This window comes from Kiloniella laminariae DSM 19542 (assembly GCF_000374005.1).
GTDB lineage: Bacteria > Pseudomonadota > Alphaproteobacteria > Kiloniellales > Kiloniellaceae > Kiloniella > Kiloniella laminariae.
This window is the reverse complement of record NZ_KB893157.1, coordinates 289,202-312,698: the sequence shown is the minus strand read 5'-3', so window position 1 is coordinate 312,698 and position 23,497 is coordinate 289,202. Positions and strand designations below refer to the sequence as shown.

Genomic DNA, 23,497 nt, shown 5'->3' with positions numbered 1-23,497 from the left:
CGTGTTACTCCATCCGGCCAAGCGACCGTGCCAAAAGCACATAAAGCTTGCCGACGTCTGCTGTCATAAAGGTCGCGGCCAGGATATCTTCGCTATCACACTCTCGTGCCTGGGCCATAAGATTATCAAACTGGTCCATGTAACGGTTTACCTGATTGCGAAAGGCCTGATTGGTTTCAAAGTAACGTTTCACTTCGCGCGCGCCATAGATGTCCTTTTTCTTCAGGATATGCCGCGCAAAGATCGAGCGGTCCCCCTTGTGATATCGCCTCCAGTATTCTTCCGGCAGATCTTCGTCGAGGATCTTGTTCAGGTCGATAGCGGTAGAGTTCAAATCATCAATAAGTAACGTCGCCCCCCGCAGGAAAGCCTCTCGCTTGTTCACAGATCGATCTTCGCGCAGCTTCAGCGCCTGACGGGTTGCTTCTTCCGAGGCATGGGTCAAATCCCGGGTCTGCTGGCCAAAGGTCTCCGCAAGTTTTGATACCTTGCTGTGAATATCGGAAACATCCGTGCTGTTTTTATGCAGGCTTTTGTTAAGGCTCTCGGCTTTTTCCAGAGCAGCTTTGACAACCTTGTCCAGCCCGTTGGTGGTTGCCTCTGTTCGCTGACTGATTTCCTCAACCCTCACCCGGGCTTCCTCTGCCAGTTTTGCAAGTTTTTCCTTCTGGTTTTCAGTTTCCTGCTGCAGCGATTGTGCTGTCAGACGGGATTCCTCAGACGCTTCGGTCAGGGCCATTGTCCTGCCATCAAGGGAGGTACGGACTTCTTCCAGCAGCTTTTCAAAATCTGCCGAAAGCTCTCTGAAAGCATCAAGTTCTTCATGGACCCCCTGACGCAGATCCTGAACTGCCTGGTTTGCTGCGCTGGCTCCCTCGGACAGTGCCGAAGTCTGCAACTTGAAGACCTTGGCGACTTCGGTCGTATGGCGCACAGCCTTGTCAGCCGCCAGTTCCATCAAGCGGGACTGGTCTTTCAGGGACTTTGAAGCTTTCTCTACATTATCATGGGCTGCCTGGCTAACCTGCCCGATCTCGCGGGTGTGTTCACTTAAGCCGCCCATCACAACATCAGCAAGATCGCTGAGTTTTTCAGAAGATTCATGAAGGCTCTCAATCCCGGGGCGTATTTTTTCCGCTGCAGATACCAGCATATCCTGTGCCTGCCCGGTTGCTTCGGTCAGACGCGATGCCTCCTGCCGTCCTGCAACGGCAACCGCTTCGCTAAGATCTCGTGTAACCTGAACAAGGTTTCCGGCAACCTCTTCCCCGCTTTTACCAAGCTCTTTTGCCTGAATTCGGAAACGATCCGTCATTTCCCCCGCCTTGAGAGAAACATCGGCAAAGAGTTCACGCACTTCTTCGGCGTCCTTGCGCATGGCATCCGAAAGCGAGACCGCTTTATAGCCGATCTCGGCAACCAGCTGTTCCATTGCCTGATTTTCGCCGGAAAGTTGCTCTCGAAGTTCGGCGACCTTGTCGCCTGCTCCTGACAACAGATCTTCCACATCTCCGATCCGGTCTTTGATAAGCCCCTTGAAACGATCGCCCTCGGCTTCAATTGTATCCTGGACCAACCTCAGCGTTTCAAGATCCTGCTTCAAACTCTCGCGCATGGTTTCGCTACTGACTTCGGCGGTTGTCCCTGCAGCTGCCATATCTTCTGCCTGCTGACGCAACATCTCGCCAGCATCTTCCGTCCGGTTGATTGCCCGCTCGACAGCTTCATCAAGCACATCAACTGCGGCCCCCAGAGTTTTCCCGATTGTCTCAGCCATCACTTCGCTGCGAACACCCGCGCTTTCCAGTGAAGAAACCTGCTCTTTCACAGCCTCCCGCGCTGCTTCAAGACTGCTGTGGATCGAACGGTGAATTTCATCAAGCGACGTCTGCTGGGTTCCGAGAGTTTCCTGGATCTGCTCTGTCTGGGAAGAAGCCCTGATCGCAGCACCGGTGAGGTGCTTTGTCTGCTCTTTAAAGGCAGCAATCAAACCATTCAACCGATGTTCGACATCACTGGAAGCGCTGTTGAGGCTTTCAGTCTGTTCGAGAAGCTGACGTGTTATATCCTTGACCCGGGTCTGCTCTTCATCATCAGGATAGGTCAGGCGCTCCATCTGTTGCAACAGACGTTGCGATGACACAGACATTGCGGCGCCCCGCACCACAAAAAGCAGGACCACCCACAGCAGGAACAGCGGCAGCGTAATTCCAGCCAGTATCTGTCCCTGTTCTTGGGGCAACATGGTTGTCACCACATTCCACCCGACCAACCTGGTGATATAGTCATAGCAAAGCCATAACCACCCGCCTGTTGCAGCCAGCCCCACCAGCGTTAAAACTCTGGTGATCCAGGTATGACCTGACATCCCTCACTCCCTGATTTCGCTCACGATCTTTTATCGTCTTGAACCGATGATAGGCTACGAGGCCCTCACAGTCCAAGAAAGACCAGCAAGATCAGCAACTTTTTAAAAAATTACTGCGTCGGACTTCAGGAAGAAGATTTCAAGATGGAGATGATTTCCCGTGCAGCCAGAGGAATATTGCTCCCGGGGCCATACACGGCTGAAACCCCGGCGTCTTTCAACGCAGGGTAATCCTGTGCCGGGATAACACCGCCACAGACAACAACAATGTCATCGGCTCCCTGCTTGCGAAGCTCGGCAATCAGTTGCGGGACAAGTGTCTTGTGACCTGCCGCCTGAGTTGAGACACCAACCACATGGGCATCATTCTCAATTGCCTGCATCGCCGCCTCTTCCGGCGTCTGGAACAACGGCCCGACATCAACATCAAAACCAATATCGGCAAAGGCTGTTGCAATGACCTTGGCGCCGCGGTCATGACCGTCCTGCCCCAGCTTTACAACCAGCATACGCGGACGACGCCCTTCTTCTGTGGCAAAGTCCTCAATTTCTTTCTGTATCTGGGCGAAGGTTTCATCCCCTTCGTAGGCTGAACCATACACGCCTGAAATACTCCTGTTCACTGCACGATGTCGCCCAAAAACCTTTTCAAGAGCATCGGAAATCTCTCCTACCGTCGCCCGCTGACGGGTCGCCTTGACGGCCAGATCCAGCAGGTTGCCCGTTCCGGCTTCTGCTGCTGCAGTCAGCTCTGTCAGAGCAGCCTGACAAGCCTTGTCATCCCGCTTGGCTTTGATCGAAGCCAGACGCTCCAGCTGCTTCTCCCGGACCACCGTATTGTCGATGTTCAGAATATCCATATCGTCTTCCTTGGCCAGACGATACTTGTTAACACCAACAACAGTTTCTTGTCCGCGATCCACCCGCGCCTGTTTTCGCGCTGCAGCTTCTTCGATCCGAAGCTTGGGCATACCGGTTTCAACCGCCTTGGTCATGCCGCCCATGGCCTCGACCTCGTCAATCAACTTGCGCGCTTCTTCAATCATGCTCGCCGTCAGGCTTTCAACATAATAGCTTCCGGCCAAGGGATCGACGACCTTTGTGATACCGGTTTCTTCCTGCAAAACCAGCTGGGTATTCCGGGCAATCCTTGCCGAGAAATCCGTTGGCAAGGCAACCGCTTCATCCAGAGCATTGGTATGCAGGGACTGTGTGCCCCCGAGAATAGCTGCCATGGCTTCAACAGTGGTCCTGATTACGTTGTTGTAGGGATCCTGTTCCGTCAAGGAGACACCCGAGGTCTGGCAGTGGGTGCGCAGCATCAGGGATTTGGTATCTTTGGGATCAAACAGCTCTTTCATATAGTGGGCCCAGAGGAATCGCGCCGCTCGCAGCTTGGATGCCTCCATGAAAAAGTTCATCCCGATAGCAAAGAAAAAGCTCAGTCGTGGTGCAAAGGCATCAACATCAAGGCCTCTGGCAATGGCAGTGCGCACATACTCGATACCATCCGCGATGGTAAAGGCAAGTTCCTGAACCAGGGTCGAACCCGCTTCTTGCATGTGGTAGCCGGAAATCGAGATCGAATTGAAGCGCGGCATGTTTTCCGCGGTATAGGCGATAATGTCAGAGACAATCCGCATCGAGGGTGCCGGCGGGAAGATATAGGTGTTTCGCACCATGAATTCTTTGAGGATATCGTTCTGGATTGTTCCGGAAAGTTTATCTGCGCTGACGCCCTGTTCTTCTGCCGCAACGATATATCCGGCCAGAACCGGCAGAACCGCCCCGTTCATGGTCATGGATACCGACATCTGATCCAGAGGAATACCATCAAACAGGATTTTCATATCCTCAACAGAATCAATGGCGACCCCTGCTTTTCCAACATCTCCGACAACACGCGGATGGTCCGAGTCATAACCTCTGTGCGTGGCCAGATCAAAGGCAACGGACAGACCTTTTTGTCCCGCAGCCAGATTGCGACGGTAAAAGGCGTTGGACTCCTCAGCAGTCGAGAAACCGGCGTATTGACGGATGGTCCAGGGATGCGCCGCATACATACTGCCGCGGGGTCCCCGCAGGAAAGGCGCAAAGCCGGGAAGACTATCAAGAGTGTCCAGGCCCTCAAGATCTTCTGCAGTATAAAGTGGTTTGACCACAATCCCTTCTGGCGTTTCCCAGTTCAGACTTTCACTTGGCTTTCCCTTAAGTTCTTTCTCAACAAGGTTTTGCCAGTCACTGGTCGTTTTCTTAGGAAAATCGGACATCTTTGCCTCTCCCGCCTTCAGAGTACTACTCTGGCTTTGTCGCATTTGTTCATTTTTAAAACAGGCTATCCTGCTTGGCTTTTTATTGCAGTGCAATATTAAACAGTTTTCCGGTCAAGTCCATGCTCCGCAGGGAAGGGATATTGGCAGACCCACCCTCACATTCTTGCAGAACAGACCTGGCCGTATTTTTTTTCGACAGAATGTTGCATCTCTTGCGTTAAAATCGAAGTCAGAAAAAGAAGGAGAAGCAAATTGACCATGAACGACAAGACGTCAATGCAACGCCGACAATTCATGATTTTGATGGGGGTTCTGCCTGCCGCAGGTTTTGTTGCCATGGCAAATCGGAATGCCTGGGCTCTGGAAAGTAAAGTCGAGGTTACCGAAGACAGCAGGTATCGTTATATTCGCGCCAACGGCATCCCAGATCATACGACGGGCAGTTTTCCAAACCGGAATAACCCCAACCGGATCGAAACCCAGAATCACCACTTCCGGGTCCCCCTCATTCCTGAAATCAACCCTACAGCACGAGACGCTGGCCTCATGACAATAGGCATCGCCTTGAACGGCATCCCCTTTGATCCTGCAGCTAACGAGTTCTGGAAAAAAGATCGAAACTCGGGTTGGCGTTATGAAGCTCTCTCAGGAAAAATCAATCTCGGGCTTGATCAAAACAACGCCCATGTCCAGCCCAATGGCGCTTACCATTACCATGGCCTGCCCACCGGGTTGATCAGGAGCTGGTCTGATCGTCAGCACTCCCCTCTCATTGGTTATGCCGCAGATGGCTTTCCGATTTATGTGCTCTATGGACTGGACAAACCAGAAGATCCGGGAAGCACAATCAGGTCACTGACTTCAAGTTATCAGCTGAGACCCGGAACAAGAAACGGTGGTCCCGGAGGTCGACATGACGGGACTTTTGTTCAGGATTATCATTATCTGCCCCAGGCAGGTGATCTTGATGAGTGCAATGGCCGGCTTGTGCATCACCCCTGACTACCCGCAGGGTACCTATGCCTATTTTCTAACTGCAGATTATCCATTCATTCCCCGTCTGCTCCGGGGAACTCCCGATCCTTCTTTCCATAAACGGCACGGGAGCAGCCCGCAGGGAAAGCCTCCCCCACCCGACACAAGACCACCCAAAAAAAAGAACCGTCCTTAAACGAAAACAGCCTTCACGAAAACTACCAGCGAAAAACCGGCATGGCGGCAACAGGGTACTCTTTATATTTATCACACAGAGTAACCAGCCGCATCATGTCACCGAGCGATCTCAGCCCGTGAAGGTCCTCGCAATGGATGCCTCCGGCGATAAAGAGTCCGTGGATTCCCGCTGCATTGGCCCCGGCAATATCTGTGCGCAGGGAATCACCAACAGCCAGAACACGGGAAGGATCACTCACACCAAGCAGCGCCATACACTCCCGGTAAATGTCCTGGTGGGGCTTGCCGTGGTACTGGACCTCCCCGCCCATCTTTTCATAATGTTGTGCAACGGCCCCCGCACAAAGCTCTCTGTTCCCGCCCCGAATAACCTCGAGATCAGGATTGGCACAAACCATTGGCAGTCCTTTGGCCAGGGCAGGCTTCAGCAAAAAGTCATACCGTTCGACAGTATCAGCCGGATCCCAGATCCCCGTCAGAAGAATAAAGTGTGCTTCCCCGATCTCCTCAACAAACTCATAAGGCAAACCCTCTTTCATTCCCAAATCCCGGGCAGGCCCGATCAGGAAAGTCTTCTCCCCAAGCTTCTGATAAAAAGGCAGAGTACGTTCTTTCAGGTTGCGCCAGGTTACCTCACCAGAAGAAAGGACCGCATCGGCCAGATCCCGGGCGATGCCCAGTTCCTCGTTGCGTTCAGCGACAGAATCCGAGCGACGGGGCGCATTCGAGAGGATGACGATCCGCTTGCCCGCAGAGCGGAGTTTTTGCAACGCATTGACCGCGTCGGGAAAAGCCTCTTCACCATCATGCATCACCCCCCAGAGATCGATGACAAACCCGTCGTAATCATCAAGGATCTCGGAGACACCAGACAGGAGAGGAATCGTTCGGGGCGTGGTCACAGACATAAAGGGCTCCAGAAAAAACACCAGATAAAGCGAATAAACCAACAGCCGAAACATTCGGTCATGGCATTAAGAAAACAGGCAGCCTTTGTGCCATAGCCTGACCAACTTGCAAACCTCTGGATAAGAGAAGTTGTCTGACAGCTGCGCCTGTAATCCTGTCGGGTAAAGTCGCGCCAGATAAAACCAGGAAAGCTGGATCAGGGCCGGGCCGGGCGGGGCTCGCCAAAAAGATAGCCCTGACCATATGAAACATCCTGTCCAAGAACCTGTACCAGCGCGTCCTCGCTTTCCACCTTCTCGATGACCAGTTCGATAGGCAAGCCTCGCAGCTGTTCCAGAAAACGCTTGGTTTCAATCTGGCTCTTGGCAAAAAGCCAGCCCTCCAGCTTGAGGAACCGGACCCGACCATTTGCCAGGGCCTCAAGATCCATGTCCAGACTCTGAACCTGATCCAGTGACAGGCGACAGCCCAAGCCCATCAGCCGTTCAAGGCTGAGCAATTCACTGGCTTTCAGCTCAAGAAATTCTTTCTGGGCGACCTCGATAATCAAATGTGGTGCCAGTTCTACATTGCCCCGGACAAATTCGACGAAGTCATCAAAAAAATCATGATCTTTCAGTGTGTGGGATGACAGATTGACAAAAAAGGCAATGTCATCTCCGGAACGCAAGATCTTCCGGATGATCTGCACACAGCGGAACAGCAACATATTATCAATCGCTGTAATCAGGCCTGCGCGGGTGGCGATCGCCACATATTGCCCCGGCTCAATAACCTGGCCCTTAGACGTCCTCAGTCTCGACAGACACTCATAAAATTTGCGTTTGCGTTGCGGCAGAGTAACAACGGGCTGCAGAAACATCTCGATCCGGTCGTCACGGAGGGACTGCCTCACAATGGACAGTACTTCAGTTTCACCAAGACCTGTCAGAACCGAAACAGCTTCTGGTTCGGATGGCTCCCTGACCGTTTTTTCGACATAATTCTCCGGTCGGAAATCATCCAGAAAATCCGGGTGCTTCGCCCGGCGAACCTCACTTTCCTCCCGGACTCTCTTATCCTTTTTGATTACATTGGTTTCGTCATCAAACAATCCGAGGAAAGGATCTGTCAGACGGGGCATCAGGGTCTTGAGAAGATTAACTTCTGAAAGGGCATCATTGATAATGCTTTGTTCTGCACTGAGTTTACTCGACTTCGCGGCACCTTCCAGCGCTTCGGCCATTCCGAGCATTTCACGCCGCGTCCAGGAAATCCTGTCTCTGAGGACAGCCTGATTGTGATGCAGCGTCTCCAGAGTGCTTGTCGTTTCCTCTTCCCGGGATCGGCGTGTCATGATCTCGTGCAGAACCACCCCGGCCAAAAAGACCCAGAGGCCAAGCAACATGGCGCCGCCTGTTTGCAACTCGGGAATGTAGGTTGGGCCAAACAACACTGCAAGAAGAGCAAGCCCGCAGTATAGAGTTATAAAAAAAAGATGCTGAAGCAGAGGCATAATATTGAGTTAATTTTCATCCAGTGAATTGAGATGGCGACACGTCCGGAAACCAACCTTGTCAGAACGGCCTTGAGAGACCCTTAACAAAATCTATAAAATCTGTCACACACTGAGCTTTAATTCCTTACCACAGAATGCCGGATCCCATGAGCGTAAAAATACTCCACAACCCGCGTTGCAGCAAATCCCGCCAGACACTTCAGCTTCTTATCGAGAAAGGCTTTACCCCGGAAGTGGTGGACTATCTCAAAAACACACTGGGCCGGGCAGAGCTGGAAACCATCCTTGCCAAACTAGATCTGTCCCCGCGCAACATTCTGCGCAAGGGAGAGAAGATCTATCAGGAACTCGGGCTCGCCAACCCTGATCTGTCGGACGAGGTCCTGATTGCTGCCATTCTGGAAAATCCGATCCTGATTGAACGGCCGATTGTGATAACCGAAACAGCAGCCAGAATCGGACGCCCCCCAGAATCGGTGCTCGAGATCCTCTGAGCAGTCTCAAGAAAAGCAGAAAAAACAGCCGCCCCATCCGCAGTGCCTCAGCGGTGATCGGCACCGACAGCTTCAGCCACCGATGCAAAACCATCCCGCGTCAAAAGCTGAACCAGTTCGCTCAGAATAAGGGGTATCAGGGCAGGACCGCCGTAAACCAGTGCGGAATAAAGCTGTATCAAGGAAGCCCCCGCCCGGATTTTTGTATAGGCCTGCGCCCCGGAGGAGATCCCCCCCACCCCGATCAGTGGAATTTTTCCTTCGGTGAGGCGGTAGATGTCACCAAGAACCTTTGTCGAGGCTTCAAACAAAGGCGCACCACTGAGTCCACCTGCCTCGCTACGATACACACTTTTCAGACTCTGAGGCCGCTCGATCGTCGTATTGGTCACGGTCAAGCCATCCAGTTTGAGCTCCAGCGCCACTGCTGCGATATCTTGCTTGTCTGCCTCGGTCAGATCAGGTGCAATCTTCAGAACCAGCGGAGGAGCCTTGTCACCCAATTGTTGTGTGAGAGTTTCCTGGACTCCGGCAATCAGCGCCTGTAGTTCCGCCCGCCCCTGTAAAGCACGAAGGCCCGGTGTATTCGGGGATGAAACATTAATCACCATATAATCGGCATAAGGGGCAAGCAGCTCTGCCCCTTTTTTATAATCATCAAGGGCTACTGCAGTGTCCTTGTTCTTGCCCAGATTGACACCAAGCAGGCCTTCATACCCTTTCGACTTGAGCTTCTGTAATCTTTCACAGGCAGCTTCTGCTCCGCCGTTGTTAAACCCCATACGGTTGATCACAGCCTGATCTTCCGTCAGACGAAAAATCCGGGGTCGCGGGTTGCCCGGCTGGGCACGCGGTGTAATCGAGCCGACTTCAACAAAGCCGAAGCCCTGGGCCAGCATGGGCCGGACAACTTCAGCATTCTTGTCAAATCCTGCAGCCAGTCCAAGCGGATTACTAAACTCCCGCCCCCAGAGGTTTGTTTTCAGAAGAGGTGACATTACAGGTTGTTGTGCCGGAACCAGCCCCCTCTTCAAACACCAGAGTGTAAGGTTGTGAGCTTTTTCAGGCTCCAGCAACCGGATCAGGGGACCAGCAAAACGAAAAGTATTCACAAAGGGCTCCAAGGCTTAAATAGAAAGAACTGTTCTTCGGAAGTAGCACAGCACGACCACAAGAACCAGTATCACAGCCGCTCTTCGTCAATGACCAGATCGAACCAGACCGTACCGCCTTCAGGGCTGATCAAACCAGTCGGGTAAAAGGTGCTTGCCGTCGGGCCCCAGACGGACCGGCCCGTTCCGGTGAACCGCAGAAAGCGGCAGCGCCCCATAGAGATGCGGGAACAGCTGGCCGCCTCGTGATTCTTCCCAAACCAGCTTTTCTCCCAATAAAGCACTATCAACCTCAAGAAGAACAAGATTGTCCTGCCCGGCGCGATGCTTCGCAACAGAGAGCCGTAATTGCCGTCCTGACGAGAAATGAATAAACCCGTCGGCACGATCCTGAGATGACCCAGAATAAACACCTGCATCAATGACCTCTTGCCACTCGGTTGCTTTACAAACGTGGTAAATCCACTGCTCATTCATTAGATACACCTTGTATTATTTAGTAAAATGCATTGCATATTGCAAATAATACAGATTTATTTTTGCAATATGCAATAACTCTCAACACCCCAGATTTGATATTCATCGTGGTATTTCTCTAAAATCCCGCAGAAATCCGGTATTTTCAACACTAAAAAAGGGTGTCCGGCACAAGAAACACTACTGTACAATCCAAAATATCGCAGAAACCCTTATCTTTTCTCCCGATACAACTTGACGGAAATACTCGGGGAAAATTTTCCGTCATATTTTTTCCTTTAAATACAAATGATTAGAGAAATAAATTTAAAACCACCAATCACTCTCCCCAAACTGGCACAGTCCCTGCAATTACTACTTTCAGGAAGTCTATTGCGAGCTAGACTTCCATCACGAAAGGAGAAACCCATGGCACATCAAAACATGACAGCGAGCACCATCGGCAGCAGGGCATTGGCAACTGCCCTAGACGCCGTTTCCGCCATGGGACAAACCGGTCATCTTATAATACCGGAAACTCCAACCCTGGCGATGCTCAAAGCAGGATCGCTAATCGGTGGCTTAAGCGAAGAGACAGTAAGAAAAATCTTCGTTTCCATGGTTGAGGCAGAACAATAACCCCCTCACTGTATCAATCATGAGTGTCACCAAAGACTGTCTTTAGCCTGTGAAAGGCGGTCTACCAAAGCGGGAAGCTTGCTTCCCGCTTTTTTTTATCCTCAATCCTTCCCTGACTAACAAGACCGGATTAACAAGATCAGGCTTGATCATATTGGCAGTAAGCCTGCCTCTATATAATATCCTCGGGAACGACAGCCTTCCACTGCCCTGGCAACAGATCGCCGAGTTCCAGCTTGCCGATTGATTCACGCACCAGACGGAGCGTTGGATAACCTGCTGCAGCTGTCATGCGTCTGACTTGGCGATTTTTCCCCTCGGTCAGGGTCATTCTAAGCCAAGCCGTCGGGATATGTTTTCTCTCGCGGATCGGCGGGTCCCGCAAGGGAAGACAGGGTTCATCCTGCAACAGTTCGACTTTGCATGGCCGGGTCTGATATCCCTTGATCAGGATGCCCTCGCGCAATTTCCGCAAAGCGGCAGCATCAGGCACCTTTTCGACCTGGACAAGATAACTTCGGCTATGACCGTTTCTTGGATGGATCAAACGATCAATGAAAGGCCCGTCATTACTCAGAAGCAACAGCCCCTCACTATCCTGATCAAGCCGGCCCGCAGCATAGACACCTGCCGGCAAATCAAGCTCACGCAAGGTGCGCTGATTTCCCTCCCCGGTATACTGGCTCAACATGCCATAAGGCTTAAAAAGGGCAATATAGAGTGGATTTTTCTGCTCAGGCGGTGTTCGAACCGGCGAAACAAGCTTTCGGACCAGGGGTCTTGACCTGCCAGCCGCGCTCCTGCCAGGACGGTTATCTTTTTTATGCACTTGTTTTGTTTTCCCGCTTTTCATTCCACCTTATTACCCTAGAGCTTTATTACGGTCCACGCATAAAGCCGCCAACCTGGCACCACTTTATGTGTCATCTGGAGGGCGAAAGAAATGTTACTAAGTTTTTGGTCCTATTATTATTCAAAATGCGGTACAATCGACTGTACATAACGCGGATCACATTTCGTTTCCCCAATCTGTGGTGACTGTAAAATGCTGAAGCACGCAGACATCTGGCGAGCCGTAGACAGTCTCGCCATCCGAAACTCTCTTTCTCCTTCTGGCCTCGCCCGCAAGGCTGGGCTTGATCCGACCACCTTTAATAAAAGCAAGCGGATCACCCCACAAAACAAACAGCGCTGGCCCAGCACGGAATCCATAGCCAAAATTCTCGCAGCGACAAACTCCACTCTGGCAGAGTTCGTCGAACTCGTTGGCGGGGAGAGTGGCGGCTTGCTTGCCCAACGCATCCCTGTACTGGACCTCACCCACGCCGCCTCAGGTAAAAACTTCGATCCACAAGGAAGGCCCACTGGTAACAGCTGGGATGAAACACTCTTTGCCCACGTCGACGATCCTGCAGCTTATGGATTGGAAATTATTGGAAGCCTCTACGCTCCGATTTATAATGATGGCAATGTCCTGATCGTCTCTCCGGCTGCAGATCTCAGACGGGGTGACAGAGTGGCCGTCATGACCAAAAATTTTCAAATTCTGATCAAAGAACTCATACGAAACAGCCCCTTAAAGGTTGAACTGAAGGGGCTGGGATCACAGGAAGATAAATCTTATCTTGCTCAGGACATCGTATGGATCGCCCGCATTCTCTGGGTCAGTCAGTAAATTACCCGCAATCTTAGGTGCGAACTTAAGGCAATAAAAACGACAATAGATTGCAAATTAAGCATTTTTACCTTTCTTAAAGCCTTTATAAGTCAAACTGTAACATAGAAATATCGCAATTAGTCGTCTCTCATTGACGACCAGTGTTTGAAAGGCAGAATCAAATGGCCAAACTGGATATGGATGGCCCCTTCCCGCTGGAAGAGGAGGCAATCCTGAGAGAAACTGGCCAGCCGATGCCAGGCAGCATCGCACTTGGCTATCTTGCGGCCAACCGCAGCTTCGAGGTTCTCTACGTCGACTTTGCCGACACAACAGTTCAAGAAGCTCTTTTGAAATGCCTGAAGAAAGGCATCGGCAAAGGCGGACTGTTTGACAAACTGAAGGGCAAAAACCCGATCAATGCCTTCAAGTTCAGCTATGCCATGTCTGTAGAGGCCAGTTACCAGAAATCATGCAAAAATTTCCATGAGTTTGGCGGCACCAAAAAGCTCAACAACAAAGAGCATCCCCGCCCGCCAAGGGGCAAAGACTGGGCCTGTGATCGCTGTACAGCGGAACTGAGCGCAAACTTTAAAATCAAAACCGGGTAATCCGGATCAATCACAATCTGCCGACATGAAAAAACCCGGATACCCGGGTTTTTTCATGTCAAAATGACAGTACATTCAGGGTTAGGCAGAAAGATCTTCGCCAGCCAGCGCCCGTTCAATCAATGAAATACTTTCGCCCATACCATAAAGCGCAAAGAATGTGCCCATTCTTGGCCCCTGGGATTGTCCAAGCAGGACTTCATAGAGGCACCTGAACCAGTCACGCAGATTTTCGAACCCGTGATTTTTACCAACTGTATAGACTTCTGTCTGAATATCTTCCGCCGATGTATCAGCAGGAAGCTTTCTCAGAACAACGAGAAGTTCCTCCAGTGCAGCCCGTTCCTTGTCGTCAGCGGTACGATACTCGAGAGTCGGTTTGACAAAATCCTGATAATAGCGAACGGCAAAACCAACCAGTTGATCAAGAAACGGCGTTGATTCCGGTGAGGCATCAGGGGCATAACGTTTGATAAATGCCCAGAGACGGTCACTTTCACTTGCATTACAAACACTCGCCAAGTTCAGCAAAATGCCAAAGGAGAGAGAAGCGGGTTCGGAAGGGATATTACCGGAATGAATATGCCAGGCAGGGTTTTCAAACAGCTTGTCCTGCTCCTGAGCACCAGCATTATCCCGGAAAGTCACATAGTCATCGACCATACGTGGAATGACATCAAAGTAGAGCTTTTTCGCCGTTTTGGGCTTATTGTACATGAAAAGCGCCAGACTTTCCGGTGGCGCATAGGTCAGCCACTCCTCCATCGACAGGCCATTGCCTTTCGACTTGGAGATTTTCTGACCTTTTTCATCCAGGAAAAGTTCGTAAGTGAAGGTTTCCGGACCCTTAATTCCAAGAACACGGTGGATTTTTTTACCCAACGCCACTGAATCGATCAAATCTTTCCCGGACATTTCATAATCAACATCCAGCGCATACTGACGCATGGCCCAGTCTGGCTTCCACTGAAGCTTGCAATGCCCCCCCGTCACAGGCACTTCGACCAGGTCACCAGCGTCATCGCGGTAAACAACCGTCCCGCTGTCCTGACGAACTTCTTCAATAGCAACCTGCAACACTTTGCCGGTTTTTGGGCAAATCGGCATAAAGGGACTATAGGTCGCGCGACGTTCCTGACCTAGGGTCGGCAACATCACATCCATGATGCCGTCATAACAGGAAAGAACCTTTAGCAGAGCCTCATCCAGCTGTCCCGACCGATACACTTCTGTGGCCGATTTGAACTCATATTCAAAACCGAAATTGTCAAGAAACTGGCGGAGGCGGGCGTTATTATGGTGCCCCAAACTATCATACTCGCCAAAAGGATCGGGGACAGCTGTCAGCGGCAGGCCAAGGTTCTGCGCCAGCATTTCCTTTTGCGGCAGGTTATCCGGAACCTTGCGAAAACCATCCAGATCGTCAGAAAAACAGAACAGTCTGGTCGGAATATCGCTGATCTGCTCAAAGGCCTTGCGCACCATCGTTGTGCGGGCAACTTCACCAAATGTCCCGATATGAGGCAGGCCAGAAGGCCCATAACCAGTCTGAAACAGAACATAGCCCTTCTTCGGCGTCTTTCCACCGACACGAGCCAATACTCTTCGCGCTTCTTCAAACGGCCATGCTTTCGCCTGCATGGCAAGTTCCTGGTGGTTAGACATCTTAAAAAATCCCTCAAGGGCTGGTGTTCTAATGAAATCGGCTGGCGTGCCCTGCACACCTGTCCAGACCCGGGAAATTAGGCTGAGACGGCCCTCACGTCAACAATCACGCGATAGGCAATTAAAGTAATGGCTGCAAAGACCTCATGTTCGCTAATTGTTCTTTTCTGTAGCCAATCATCCTCTCCCCGTTCTATAAGAAATGAAATGGCGTTTAATCTTCAGGTTTTTATAGCTGTCCAGGCCAGTCCCGCCCTGATATAGAAACCTGCAAGAAAAAACCCGGCCTAAAAACCTGACCTGGCAAGAATGACTGCAGACCACGACAATCCAGCACCACAGGCAGCAGGCACAACAACCAGCCTGATGATGCCCAAAGCACCGCTGCTGCTTTCGGGTATGCGCTTTTCGGTCTGGATCAGCCCGGATGGCGAGATCGAACGCCTGGCCAACAGCGACATCGCTACCCGGATCACGCTCGAGCCTCCTTTTGTCTGCCACGCCAGAGCTACAGCACAGCGTCTGGGAGTAGAGCCTTTCCTCGCCTATGATGTTCTTGAACTGATAGCTTTTGTCCGACCGACAGCCGCCTGTACCCCGACCCCCCGGGGGCTTGCCACCTTTATCGGCGCCCCGGAGCCAACATCCATTGAAGCGGCCACACTCCTCCTTTATCAAACAGCTGAGCTGCTGTTGCGTGAGCTGGCTTCGCGCGGCAGGAGCTTTGATCCCTATGCCGCTGATGTAGCCCGTACCATGATGATGGGTGGCTGGCTCTGGGGTCCGGCTGTTCTCGCGGCTATGGGGGAAGAGGATCTCCACACCCCGGCCTCCCGACCGGGAAGAGGGCTCAATGTATGGGAACGTCTCGAGGAATGGAGTGATCATGCGCCGGAAGATCCCCCGCGCCAACTGTCGGTCAGCCCAGAAGAATCCCGTAATCGCTTGGCAGAGCTCCTCGGGGAAGAAGCAGAATCACGGCCACAACAGGCTGATTATGCTTCTGCAGTTGCCAGTGCCTTCGCGCCCAGAAATATTGCTGGAGAGCCCAATATTTTGCTCGCCGAGGCTGGTACAGGTGTCGGAAAAACCCTCGGCTATATTGCCCCCGCCAGCATCTGGGCAGAAAAAAACGGCGCCCCGGTCTGGATCTCGACCTATACCAGAAACTTGCAAACCCAGATCGACAGTGAACTGGACCGTCTTTTTCCCGAACGTTACGACAAGGCAAAACGGGTCGTCATCCGCAAGGGGCGGGAAAATTATCTCTGTTTGCTCAATCTTGCCGAGGCAACCCAGGCCTTGCCAGCTCGCCCCAATGACGCCATTGCCATCGGGTTAATGGCACGCTGGGCCGGTCGGTCCCGCAATGGCGACATGGTCGGCGGAGACTTCCCCGGCTGGCTGTCCGACCTCGTCGGCCGAAGCAGGACCACGGGCTTAACCGACCGCCGGGGCGAATGTATCTATTCAGCCTGCCCTCACTACAGCCGCTGTTACATCGAACGAAACATCCGTAAAGCCAAGCGGGCCAATATTGTTGTCGCCAACCATGCCCTCGTCATGGTTCAGGCCGCCATGGGCGGTGGACGGGATGAAGGCAATCTGCCCAGCCACTATGTTTTTGACGAGGGGCATCATCTGTTTGATGCCGCGGATGCCGCTTTTTCTGCCCACCTCACAGCTCAGGAAAGCCAGGAGCTGCGCCGCTGGCTTACTGGCGTCGAAAGCAGCACAACCCGCTCTGCCAGCCGAGCCCGTGGCCTGAAAAAACGTCTCGAGGACCTGATTGCAACAGATCCGCGCACAGGAGAGCTTGTTACAGAAACCATTCACGCAGCACGTCACCTTACTGGAGATGGCTGGGTTAATCGGCTGGAAGATAATCTCCCCGTTGGTCCTATGGAAAGCTTTCTGGCGCATGTTCGTACCCAGGTTTACGCTCGGACTGATCCAGAAAATTCCCCCTACAGCCTGGAGACCGAGACAAAACCTTCTGTTCCGGGTTTGCTTGAGACCGCCCTTGAGCTGAAAACCGCCTTGAAAGAGCTGCTTGAACCAATCAAAAACCTGCGCCGCAGGCTGGAACAGCGCCTGGATACCGAAGCCGATGAGCTCGATAGCGATACCCGGCGCAGAATAGAAGCAGCCTGTAAAAGCCTGGAACAACGCGGCAGTAATCAGGTCCAGGCCTGGGTTTCCATGCTTGATGCCCTTGAAGACGAAACCCCTGAAGAGTTCACCGACTGGTTCTCGGTTGAAAGAGCTGGCGGAAAAGATTTAGACGTTGGCTTGCACCGTCACTGGATTGACCCCACCAAACCCCTGGCAAATACACTGTTGGCGCAAGCACACGGCACGGTTATCACCTCGGCAACCCTGACAGAAGGCAGCGGCAGCGAAGAAGGTGACTGGATCGGGGCTGAGCGCCGTACCGGAGCTTCTTTTGTGCCCGGCAATCCGATCCGGGTGAAGTTCAAATCACCCTATGATTACGTGGATCAAACCCGCGTCTTCATCATCAACGATGTGCGCAAGGATGATATGGAACAGGTCGCGGCCGCCTATCGCGAGCTGTTCCTGGCCTCACAAGGAGGCGCACTCGGCCTGTTCACCGCGATTTCCAGACTCCGTAATGTGCACCAGAAAATCGGACCCGAACTTGATCGGGCCGGATTGACACTTTACAGCCAGCATATGGATAATCTCGACACCTCCACCCTGATTGATATTTTCCGGGCCGAAAGAAATTCCTCCCTGCTTGGAACCGATGCCGTTCGCGACGGTGTTGATGTTCCTGGCGATTCCCTGCGTCTGATCGTTTTTGACCGGGTTCCCTGGCCACGACCAACCATCCAGCACCGAGCCCGCAAAGAACATTTTGGCGGCAACAGGTACAATGACAGCCAGACACGTCTCAAACTGAAGCAGGCTTACGGTCGTCTTGTCCGCCGAGCCAATGACCGGGGTGTCTTTGTTCTGCTTGATCCGATGATGCCCAGCAGACTCCAGAACGCCTTTCCCGAAGGAGTCTCTATCCAGAAAATCGGGCTGGCGGAAACGGTGCAACAGATCAGGAGTTTCTTTGCCCCACCTGCTGTCAAATAACAGATCCATACCGGATACCCTCACCCCCGCGACCCGACACACAGCTTCTTTCCTGGACATAAAATGCCTGTCCTGGCTGCATTATTATCCTCAAGAAAATTTTCCTTTATTTTTTTCTTGCAAAAGGAAAAGAGGAAGCATAAACCTCACTCCGGATCGGGGAGTAGCGCAGCCTGGTAGCGCATCTGGTTTGGGACCAGAGGGTCGGAGGTTCGAATCCTCTCTCCCCGACCAATCTTCGCTAGAAGATTGACATTCAAAGGTCGCCCAGGGCGACCTTTTGTCATTTATGGCCGAGCCCACCAGCCCCTCTACAGACCGTGTCTCCTGACAATTCCGGAAGCTCGCAAGCAATCTATACAAGCACGGTTTTTGGCGATAGGCTCATTTCCTGAACCATCTCCAGGATCCCGAAAATGTCTCTCGAACTCTGGTTACTTTTTGTCCCAGCCGCCTTTGCCCTGAATGTACTGCCAGGCCCCAACAACATGCTCGCCATGACCAATGGCCTGCGATATGGCCTTCTCTACGCCCTGAAGGGCGGTGTGGGACGGCTTCTGGCATTCAGTATTCTGATATTTTTGACCGCAACGGGCCTCGGCGCAATTCTCTCCACATCTGTAACAGCCTTTTATCTTCTCAAAATTGCCGGAGCTCTCTATCTGGTTTATCTCGGATATCGTCTCTGGCGTAGCCAGCCCGAGGCAATAAGTGACAGCGCGTTTACAAAAGAACAGAAAGTTTCGACCCGAAACATCATTCGTCAGGAGTTCTTTGTTGCCATCACAAACCCGAAGGCAATCCTGATTTTCACCGCCTTTTTCCCTCAGTTTCTGGTCGCGGACACCCCCATGCTTCCCCAGTTCGGCATCATGGGCATAACTTTCACTGTGCTCGAAATCATTGCCCTGATCCTTTATGCGGTTTCGGGAAGACAGCTGGCGTTTCTCACCCGGACAGTCCGGGGGCAGAAAATTATGAACCGGACCAGTGGCAGCCTGCTTATCGGGGCAGGTGGACTTTTGGCGATATCCAAATAAATATTTCAACATTGCTGGAATAAATCTGCTTCTGAGGTGTCTAACCTTTACCTGCCCCCGATTGGGGGCACTACCAGAAGGATACTATTCTCATGAAACCGACACTTAACATCCTTGCCCTATCAGCTTCATTACTGTTTGCCAGTACCAGTTTCTTTGGTGCGGTCTATGCTCAGGAACTAAGCGGCGTCGTTAGCACAGGCGAAACATCACTTGGTCCTGTCCTGACGGACAACAAAGGTATGACCCTATATACTTTTGCCAATGATTCTGATGGAAAGTCTGCCTGCAACGGTGGTTGTGCCCAAGCATGGCCGCCCCTTCTCGCAGCAGGTGAAACAGCAGAAACGAACGATTTCACAAAAATTACACGGGATGATGGCGCGCAACAGTGGGCATATAAAGGCAAAGCACTTTACGGCTGGGTACAGGATAAAAAGCCCGGTGATGTGACTGGCGACAACTTCAAAGATGTCTGGCACGTTGCAAAACCCTGATTCCTGCCGGATATAGCGCAAATACAGGTATTGCCTCTCTGCTCCAGGAATAACAGAGACTGGAAACAGCAGAGGCTGGCAAACCCGCTTGCCGATTGGCACCGGATCAGGGACAGATATGGACGAGTTTCTAGAACAGCTGACCAAAGCAATTCCGACATTGCGGCGCTATGCTTTTGCACTGGTCAGGGACTCGTCTCTGGCCGATGACCTCGTTCAGGACTGCCTCGAAAAAGGATTGGCGCATCGCGCCCAATGGCGGGGAGAGGGAAATCTGAAAACCTGGCTGTACAGAATCCTGAGCAATATCCATCTTAATCAAGTACGGGCAGACAAGAGAGATTTTTTGAAAACCTCAGACACCACAAGCGAAGCTGATATCACTGCTGCAGCGGCACAAAGCCCTGCCAACCAGATCGATCATCTTTATTTACAGGATCTCGAAGCTGCCATCGCCCAGCTGCCAGAGGAACAAAAACAGATCCTGTTGTTAGTCTGCCTCGAAGGCTTTTCCTATCAAGAGGCAGCAACGACACTTGAACTCCCCCTCGGCACGGTTATGTCACGCCTTTCCCGCGCCCGGGAAACGCTCCGCCATAAAACTTCAGGAACCGCTGAAACAAGCACAAACATAAGGCGGGTCAAATGAACAAACATAAATTCGAAGGCTCCGACCTTCTCCATGCTTATGTAGACGGCGAGCTAACTACAGCGGAGAAAAAACGCGTAGAGCTCTGGTTATCCACACACCCCGAAGATGCTGAGCGGGTCGCTTCCTGGCAAAAACAGACTCTCGGGCTCCGGGCCCTGTTTGACCACAAAACGGAAGAAGTGATCCCGCCACAGCTGTTTCCCGGCGAACCTTTGGCAGTAAACATCCCCCCCCCTTCCCTCGCCACAAGGAAAACCTCACGCATCGGGTCCCGGATTGCCGCTGCTGTTCTATGGCTTGCCATCGGAGGCAGCGGAGGATGGCTTGGTCATGAATACCTTTCGTACAATTCCGTTCCTTTTCTGACATCAGGCATTCAAACCACCCAGAATGACGATTTCACCCAACCTGCACTGGAAGCACACTGGGTCTACACTCCCGAAGCAAGGCACCCGGTCGAGGTCCTGGCTAATGAGGAAAGCCATCTTGCCAAATGGCTCTCCAATCGTATGGAAGTGCCCCTCTCCATTCCGGATCTGTCCACAGCAGGATTCCAACTCGTCGGCGGGCGCCTGCTGCCTTCCAGCAACGGGCCTGCAGCACAGTTTATGTATCAAAACGCGGATAAAAACCGGATTACGCTGTATCTGTCCAGACAATCAGACAGTAAAGAAACAGCCTTCCGCTATCACGAAGCGGGCACCACCAGAGCCTTCTACTGGTATGATGGCCCCTTGGGATATGCCCTGGTTGGCGAGTTGAATCGCCAGGAACTCTCCCAGCTTGCCGATTTTGTCTATCAACAGCTCTGATCAACACCAGCGTCCACATTCGACAAAGACTTCTCTAGGCCTTTCCGACAAGGGGCTGGTATAGTATCACCAAGGGGATTGCTTTTGGGCTCGCTTCACCATGTGGAGTTTGGATTTCCAGGCCAGTCAGTACATAAACACAAAAAGGTAAAAGGACGTTCCTTAATGACCGATTATAGAACCGCACTTGTCTACATTATGGTTCTCGCATCAGCTGCTGATAGCGACATGACGGATTCCGAATTGCAGACCATTGGCGAAATCGTGAAATTTCTTCCGGTTTTCAAAGGCTATAATCCGGATGACCTGCCCAAGGACGCCAATGCCTGCGCCGAACTTCTGGGTGGAGAAGACGGCTTTGAGGAAGTTATCGCGCAGGCTGCCAAAGCCCTGCCGGAAAAACTTCATGAAACCGCCTACGCTCTTGCTCTGGAAGTCGTCGCTGCCGACGGCTTTGCCAGCCAGGAAGAACTCCGGCTGCTGGAAATTCTCCGTCATACGCTGAATGTTGAGCGTCTTGTTGCTGCCGCGATCGAGCGCGGCACCCGGGCTCGCTACACTTCAGTCTGACCTTCGAATTCAAGCCCGAATAAGAGGAAAGTTTACAGCACTTTCCTCTTATTTTTTATATTCATGCCAAGATTGCCTCCCCTATGCCTGACCTTCCGGACCAACCTCCCGTACCTGCAATGCCAGAACTTGACCATGTCTTTGTTTTTGTCACACTTGAGGACGGAGAAACGAAACCGCTTGAGGCAAGCCTGCTGGAACAGGCAGGTGTGCAGGAAAGTTACCAACGGGAGCATCCCGGGCAGGGAACAGCCAACATCTGTTATTGTTTTGATAACTGTTATCTCGAACTCCTGTGGCTCACAGACGAGCAAGAGGCCCGCAGCCCCTTGATCGCCAGGACAGCTCTGGCCGAACGTGCTCACTGGAAAACAAATGGGGCTTCTCCCTTTGGGCTGGCGTTGCGACGGACTGCCCATTCCCTCTTTCCTCTGGCAACGTGGGATTACTGCCCGCCCTACCTGCCTCCCGGCATGGCAATTCCCGTCAGCCTCTCAAGTCAGGACCCCAGGCATCCGATGGTTTTCCAGTCTCCCGGTACAAAACGGCCGGACCAATGGGAGACTACCAAGCGGCAGAATTTTAGCGACCTTGACCTGATAGAACTACAGCTGCCACAGAATGAAGGCTTTTCTGATGACCTGATAAAGCTGCAACAACTGTCTTTGATACCAGTGATAACTTACAGAGCCGACACCCCGGGAATACGGCTGTCTCTCAAAGATCAGGCTGGCAAGATCACGCATCATCTTCAGCTACCCTCCTGCAGGATCACCCCGGCATCAGGCCGTTAAGTTCCCACCTCTTGCATCGTCCTGTTGGGGTGAACGTTATCCTGTCTTGAACCCCCCCGGATTCTCTCTATAAAACCCAAGTGTAACTCTATTCGTCAATTGGACTGAGAATGACTAAAGACACCCGCCAACAGGACCGCCCCATTGCGATCTGGCTTCTGGTTTGCTGTGCGATGGTTCTGATTATGGCCGTCATCGGGGCGATTACCCGCCTGACTGAATCCGGCCTGTCGATTATGGAGTGGAACCCCGTAGGTGGCGCGCTTCCTCCCCTGTCCGAAAACGAATGGCAAAGGATTTTTGCCATCTATCAACAGATTCCCGAATATCAGCAGGAAAATGCGGGAATGAGTCTGGAAGAGTTCAAAGGGATTTTCTGGTGGGAGTTCATCCATCGTCTCTGGGGTCGGGCCATCGGTGTTGTGTTTCTTGTTCCTTTCCTCTGGTTCTGGTTCCGTGGACAGATCAGGAAACCGCTTGCACCACATCTGGTCTTTATGTTCTTGCTTGGTGGCCTGCAGGGCGGTCTTGGCTGGTACATGGTTGCAAGTGGTTTCGCCGACAGAACAGATGTCAGCCAATATCGCCTCACCGCGCACTTGCTCGCGGCTTTTGCCATTTATGCCTATCTTTTCTGGGTTGCCCTGGGCCTGCTCTTTCCCCAACCCGGTCACAAGTCCGCAGAAGCCAGCACCCGTCTTTACCGCCCTCTCGCGTTTCTTCCCTGGCTTATTGTGACAACGATTGCTTCGGGCGGACTGGTCGCCGGTCTTAATGCCGGTATGATCTACAACAGCTTTCCTCTGATGGAAGGCCAGATTATTCCGCCCGCCTATCACGACATCACTCCTTGGTACGTCAATATCTTCGAGAACGTGGCTGCCGTTCAGTTCAATCATCGCCTGCTGGCTGTGACCACTTTTATCGTGACGCTTGGCATTTGGCTCTCTGCCTTGCGTCTGCCGCGCTCAACCACCCTGAACAGAGCCCTCAACCTTCTGTTGCTCGCGGCTATAATCCAGGTGTCTCTTGGTATCTCGACCCTGCTTCTGGTTGTCCCCATCACTCTGGCTGCCCTGCACCAGGCCGGGGGGCTTCTTTTCCTCACCGCCAGTCTTTATAGTCTGTTTCTGGTTCGCCGGGACAAAAATCCCTCGCTCATCTGAAAG

At 52.3% G+C, this 23,497-nt stretch carries 22 protein-coding genes and 1 tRNA gene; 15 read left to right on the top strand and 8 right to left on the bottom strand.

Annotated elements, in window-relative coordinates; translation table 11 throughout:
* Nucleotides 1-4: 4 nt before the first annotated feature.
* Nucleotides 5-2,368: a coiled-coil domain-containing protein gene (locus B152_RS0114585; RefSeq protein ID WP_020593173.1), complete on the bottom strand. Its 2,364-nt coding sequence runs from the start codon at nucleotides 2,366-2,368 to the stop codon at nucleotides 5-7.
* Between the two features lie 125 nt (nucleotides 2,369-2,493).
* Complete coding sequence (gene scpA / locus B152_RS0114580; protein ID WP_020593172.1) at nucleotides 2,494-4,638, bottom strand: methylmalonyl-CoA mutase; 2,145 nt, start codon at nucleotides 4,636-4,638, stop codon at nucleotides 2,494-2,496.
* A 261-nt stretch (nucleotides 4,639-4,899) separates the two neighbouring features.
* On the opposite strand from scpA, the gene B152_RS24790 reads away from it, so the two are divergent.
* Both B152_RS24790 and B152_RS26645 read left to right on the top strand, forming a co-directional pair.
* Nucleotides 4,900-5,643 (top strand): YHYH protein, encoded by a 744-nt coding sequence (locus B152_RS24790; RefSeq protein ID WP_020593171.1) that lies wholly within the window; start codon nucleotides 4,900-4,902, stop codon nucleotides 5,641-5,643.
* Nucleotides 5,555-5,812 carry a YHYH protein gene (locus B152_RS26645; protein ID WP_083921907.1) on the top strand — a complete coding sequence of 86 codons (258 nt, stop codon included), beginning with the start codon at nucleotides 5,555-5,557 and terminating at the stop codon, nucleotides 5,810-5,812. The genes B152_RS24790 and B152_RS26645 overlap by 89 nt, the downstream gene beginning before the upstream one ends.
* Nucleotides 5,813-5,834: 22 nt before the next feature.
* Here B152_RS26645 and B152_RS23885 read toward each other — a convergent pair whose 3' ends face one another.
* The gene (locus B152_RS23885; protein WP_033406575.1) at nucleotides 5,835-6,722 is read right to left on the bottom strand and encodes a TIGR01459 family HAD-type hydrolase; all 888 of its coding nucleotides are present in this window, start codon (nucleotides 6,720-6,722) and stop codon (nucleotides 5,835-5,837) included.
* Nucleotides 6,723-6,919: 197 nt separating this feature from the next.
* Entirely contained in the window at nucleotides 6,920-8,158 is a 1,239-nt protein-coding gene (locus B152_RS25475; protein ID WP_157231094.1) for an EAL domain-containing protein, read from the bottom strand.
* Nucleotides 8,159-8,367: 209 nt separating this feature from the next.
* On the opposite strand from B152_RS25475, the gene arsC reads away from it, so the two are divergent.
* Complete coding sequence (arsC, locus tag B152_RS0114560; RefSeq protein WP_020593168.1) at nucleotides 8,368-8,715, top strand: arsenate reductase (glutaredoxin); 348 nt, start codon at nucleotides 8,368-8,370, stop codon at nucleotides 8,713-8,715.
* 47 nt (nucleotides 8,716-8,762) lie between these two features.
* Here the strand turns inward: arsC and B152_RS0114555 are convergent, their stop codons facing one another.
* Together B152_RS0114555 and B152_RS0114550 are read right to left on the bottom strand one after the other, a co-directional pair.
* The gene (locus B152_RS0114555) at nucleotides 8,763-9,827 is read right to left on the bottom strand and encodes a quinone-dependent dihydroorotate dehydrogenase (protein WP_033406569.1); all 1,065 of its coding nucleotides are present in this window, start codon (nucleotides 9,825-9,827) and stop codon (nucleotides 8,763-8,765) included.
* Between the two features lie 120 nt (nucleotides 9,828-9,947).
* Complete coding sequence (locus B152_RS0114550; RefSeq protein WP_020593166.1) at nucleotides 9,948-10,304, bottom strand: DUF952 domain-containing protein; 357 nt, start codon at nucleotides 10,302-10,304, stop codon at nucleotides 9,948-9,950.
* Between the two features lie 408 nt (nucleotides 10,305-10,712).
* Between B152_RS0114550 and B152_RS0114545 the strand changes: the two genes are divergently transcribed.
* Nucleotides 10,713-10,922, top strand: a complete 210-nt coding sequence (locus tag B152_RS0114545; protein ID WP_020593165.1) for a hypothetical protein — start codon at nucleotides 10,713-10,715, stop codon at nucleotides 10,920-10,922.
* Nucleotides 10,923-11,094: 172 nt separating this feature from the next.
* Here B152_RS0114545 and B152_RS0114540 read toward each other — a convergent pair whose 3' ends face one another.
* Complete coding sequence (locus B152_RS0114540; RefSeq protein WP_211212210.1) at nucleotides 11,095-11,751, bottom strand: pseudouridine synthase; 657 nt, start codon at nucleotides 11,749-11,751, stop codon at nucleotides 11,095-11,097.
* A gap of 216 nt (nucleotides 11,752-11,967) precedes the next feature.
* On the opposite strand from B152_RS0114540, the gene B152_RS0114535 reads away from it, so the two are divergent.
* A complete protein-coding gene (locus tag B152_RS0114535; RefSeq protein WP_020593163.1) occupies nucleotides 11,968-12,597 on the top strand; it encodes a S24 family peptidase in 630 nt (209 codons plus the stop codon).
* Between the two features lie 164 nt (nucleotides 12,598-12,761).
* Nucleotides 12,762-13,190, top strand: coding sequence for a hypothetical protein (locus B152_RS23875; RefSeq protein WP_020593162.1), 429 nt, complete (start codon nucleotides 12,762-12,764; stop codon nucleotides 13,188-13,190).
* A gap of 81 nt (nucleotides 13,191-13,271) precedes the next feature.
* Here B152_RS23875 and B152_RS0114525 read toward each other — a convergent pair whose 3' ends face one another.
* A complete protein-coding gene (locus tag B152_RS0114525; RefSeq protein WP_026261579.1) occupies nucleotides 13,272-14,855 on the bottom strand; it encodes a lysine--tRNA ligase in 1,584 nt (527 codons plus the stop codon).
* A 309-nt stretch (nucleotides 14,856-15,164) separates the two neighbouring features.
* On the opposite strand from B152_RS0114525, the gene B152_RS0114520 reads away from it, so the two are divergent.
* The 9 genes from B152_RS0114520 (at nucleotide 15,165) to B152_RS0114480 (ending at nucleotide 23,494) form a co-directional block, all read left to right on the top strand.
* Complete coding sequence (locus tag B152_RS0114520) at nucleotides 15,165-17,963, top strand: ATP-dependent DNA helicase (protein ID WP_020593160.1); 2,799 nt, start codon at nucleotides 15,165-15,167, stop codon at nucleotides 17,961-17,963.
* 157 nt (nucleotides 17,964-18,120) lie between these two features.
* Nucleotides 18,121-18,197, top strand: a tRNA-Pro gene (locus B152_RS0114515).
* A 182-nt stretch (nucleotides 18,198-18,379) separates the two neighbouring features.
* Entirely contained in the window at nucleotides 18,380-19,003 is a 624-nt protein-coding gene (locus tag B152_RS0114510) for a LysE family translocator (protein WP_020593159.1), read from the top strand.
* A gap of 92 nt (nucleotides 19,004-19,095) precedes the next feature.
* Nucleotides 19,096-19,500: a COG4315 family predicted lipoprotein gene (locus B152_RS0114505; RefSeq protein ID WP_020593158.1), complete on the top strand. Its 405-nt coding sequence runs from the start codon at nucleotides 19,096-19,098 to the stop codon at nucleotides 19,498-19,500.
* Nucleotides 19,501-19,618: 118 nt separating this feature from the next.
* Nucleotides 19,619-20,149: an RNA polymerase sigma factor gene (locus B152_RS0114500; protein WP_020593157.1), complete on the top strand. Its 531-nt coding sequence runs from the start codon at nucleotides 19,619-19,621 to the stop codon at nucleotides 20,147-20,149.
* Complete coding sequence (locus tag B152_RS0114495; protein ID WP_020593156.1) at nucleotides 20,146-20,964, top strand: anti-sigma factor family protein; 819 nt, start codon at nucleotides 20,146-20,148, stop codon at nucleotides 20,962-20,964. Before B152_RS0114500 ends, B152_RS0114495 begins: the two co-directional genes overlap by 4 nt.
* Nucleotides 20,965-21,129: 165 nt before the next feature.
* Complete coding sequence (locus tag B152_RS0114490) at nucleotides 21,130-21,534, top strand: tellurite resistance TerB family protein (protein WP_020593155.1); 405 nt, start codon at nucleotides 21,130-21,132, stop codon at nucleotides 21,532-21,534.
* An 83-nt stretch (nucleotides 21,535-21,617) separates the two neighbouring features.
* Nucleotides 21,618-22,328 (top strand): VOC family protein, encoded by a 711-nt coding sequence (locus tag B152_RS25470; protein WP_020593154.1) that lies wholly within the window; start codon nucleotides 21,618-21,620, stop codon nucleotides 22,326-22,328.
* A 110-nt stretch (nucleotides 22,329-22,438) separates the two neighbouring features.
* On the top strand, nucleotides 22,439-23,494 hold the full coding sequence (locus tag B152_RS0114480) for a COX15/CtaA family protein (protein WP_020593153.1): 1,056 nt from the start codon (nucleotides 22,439-22,441) through the stop codon (nucleotides 23,492-23,494).
* Nucleotides 23,495-23,497: the final 3 nt, after the last annotated feature.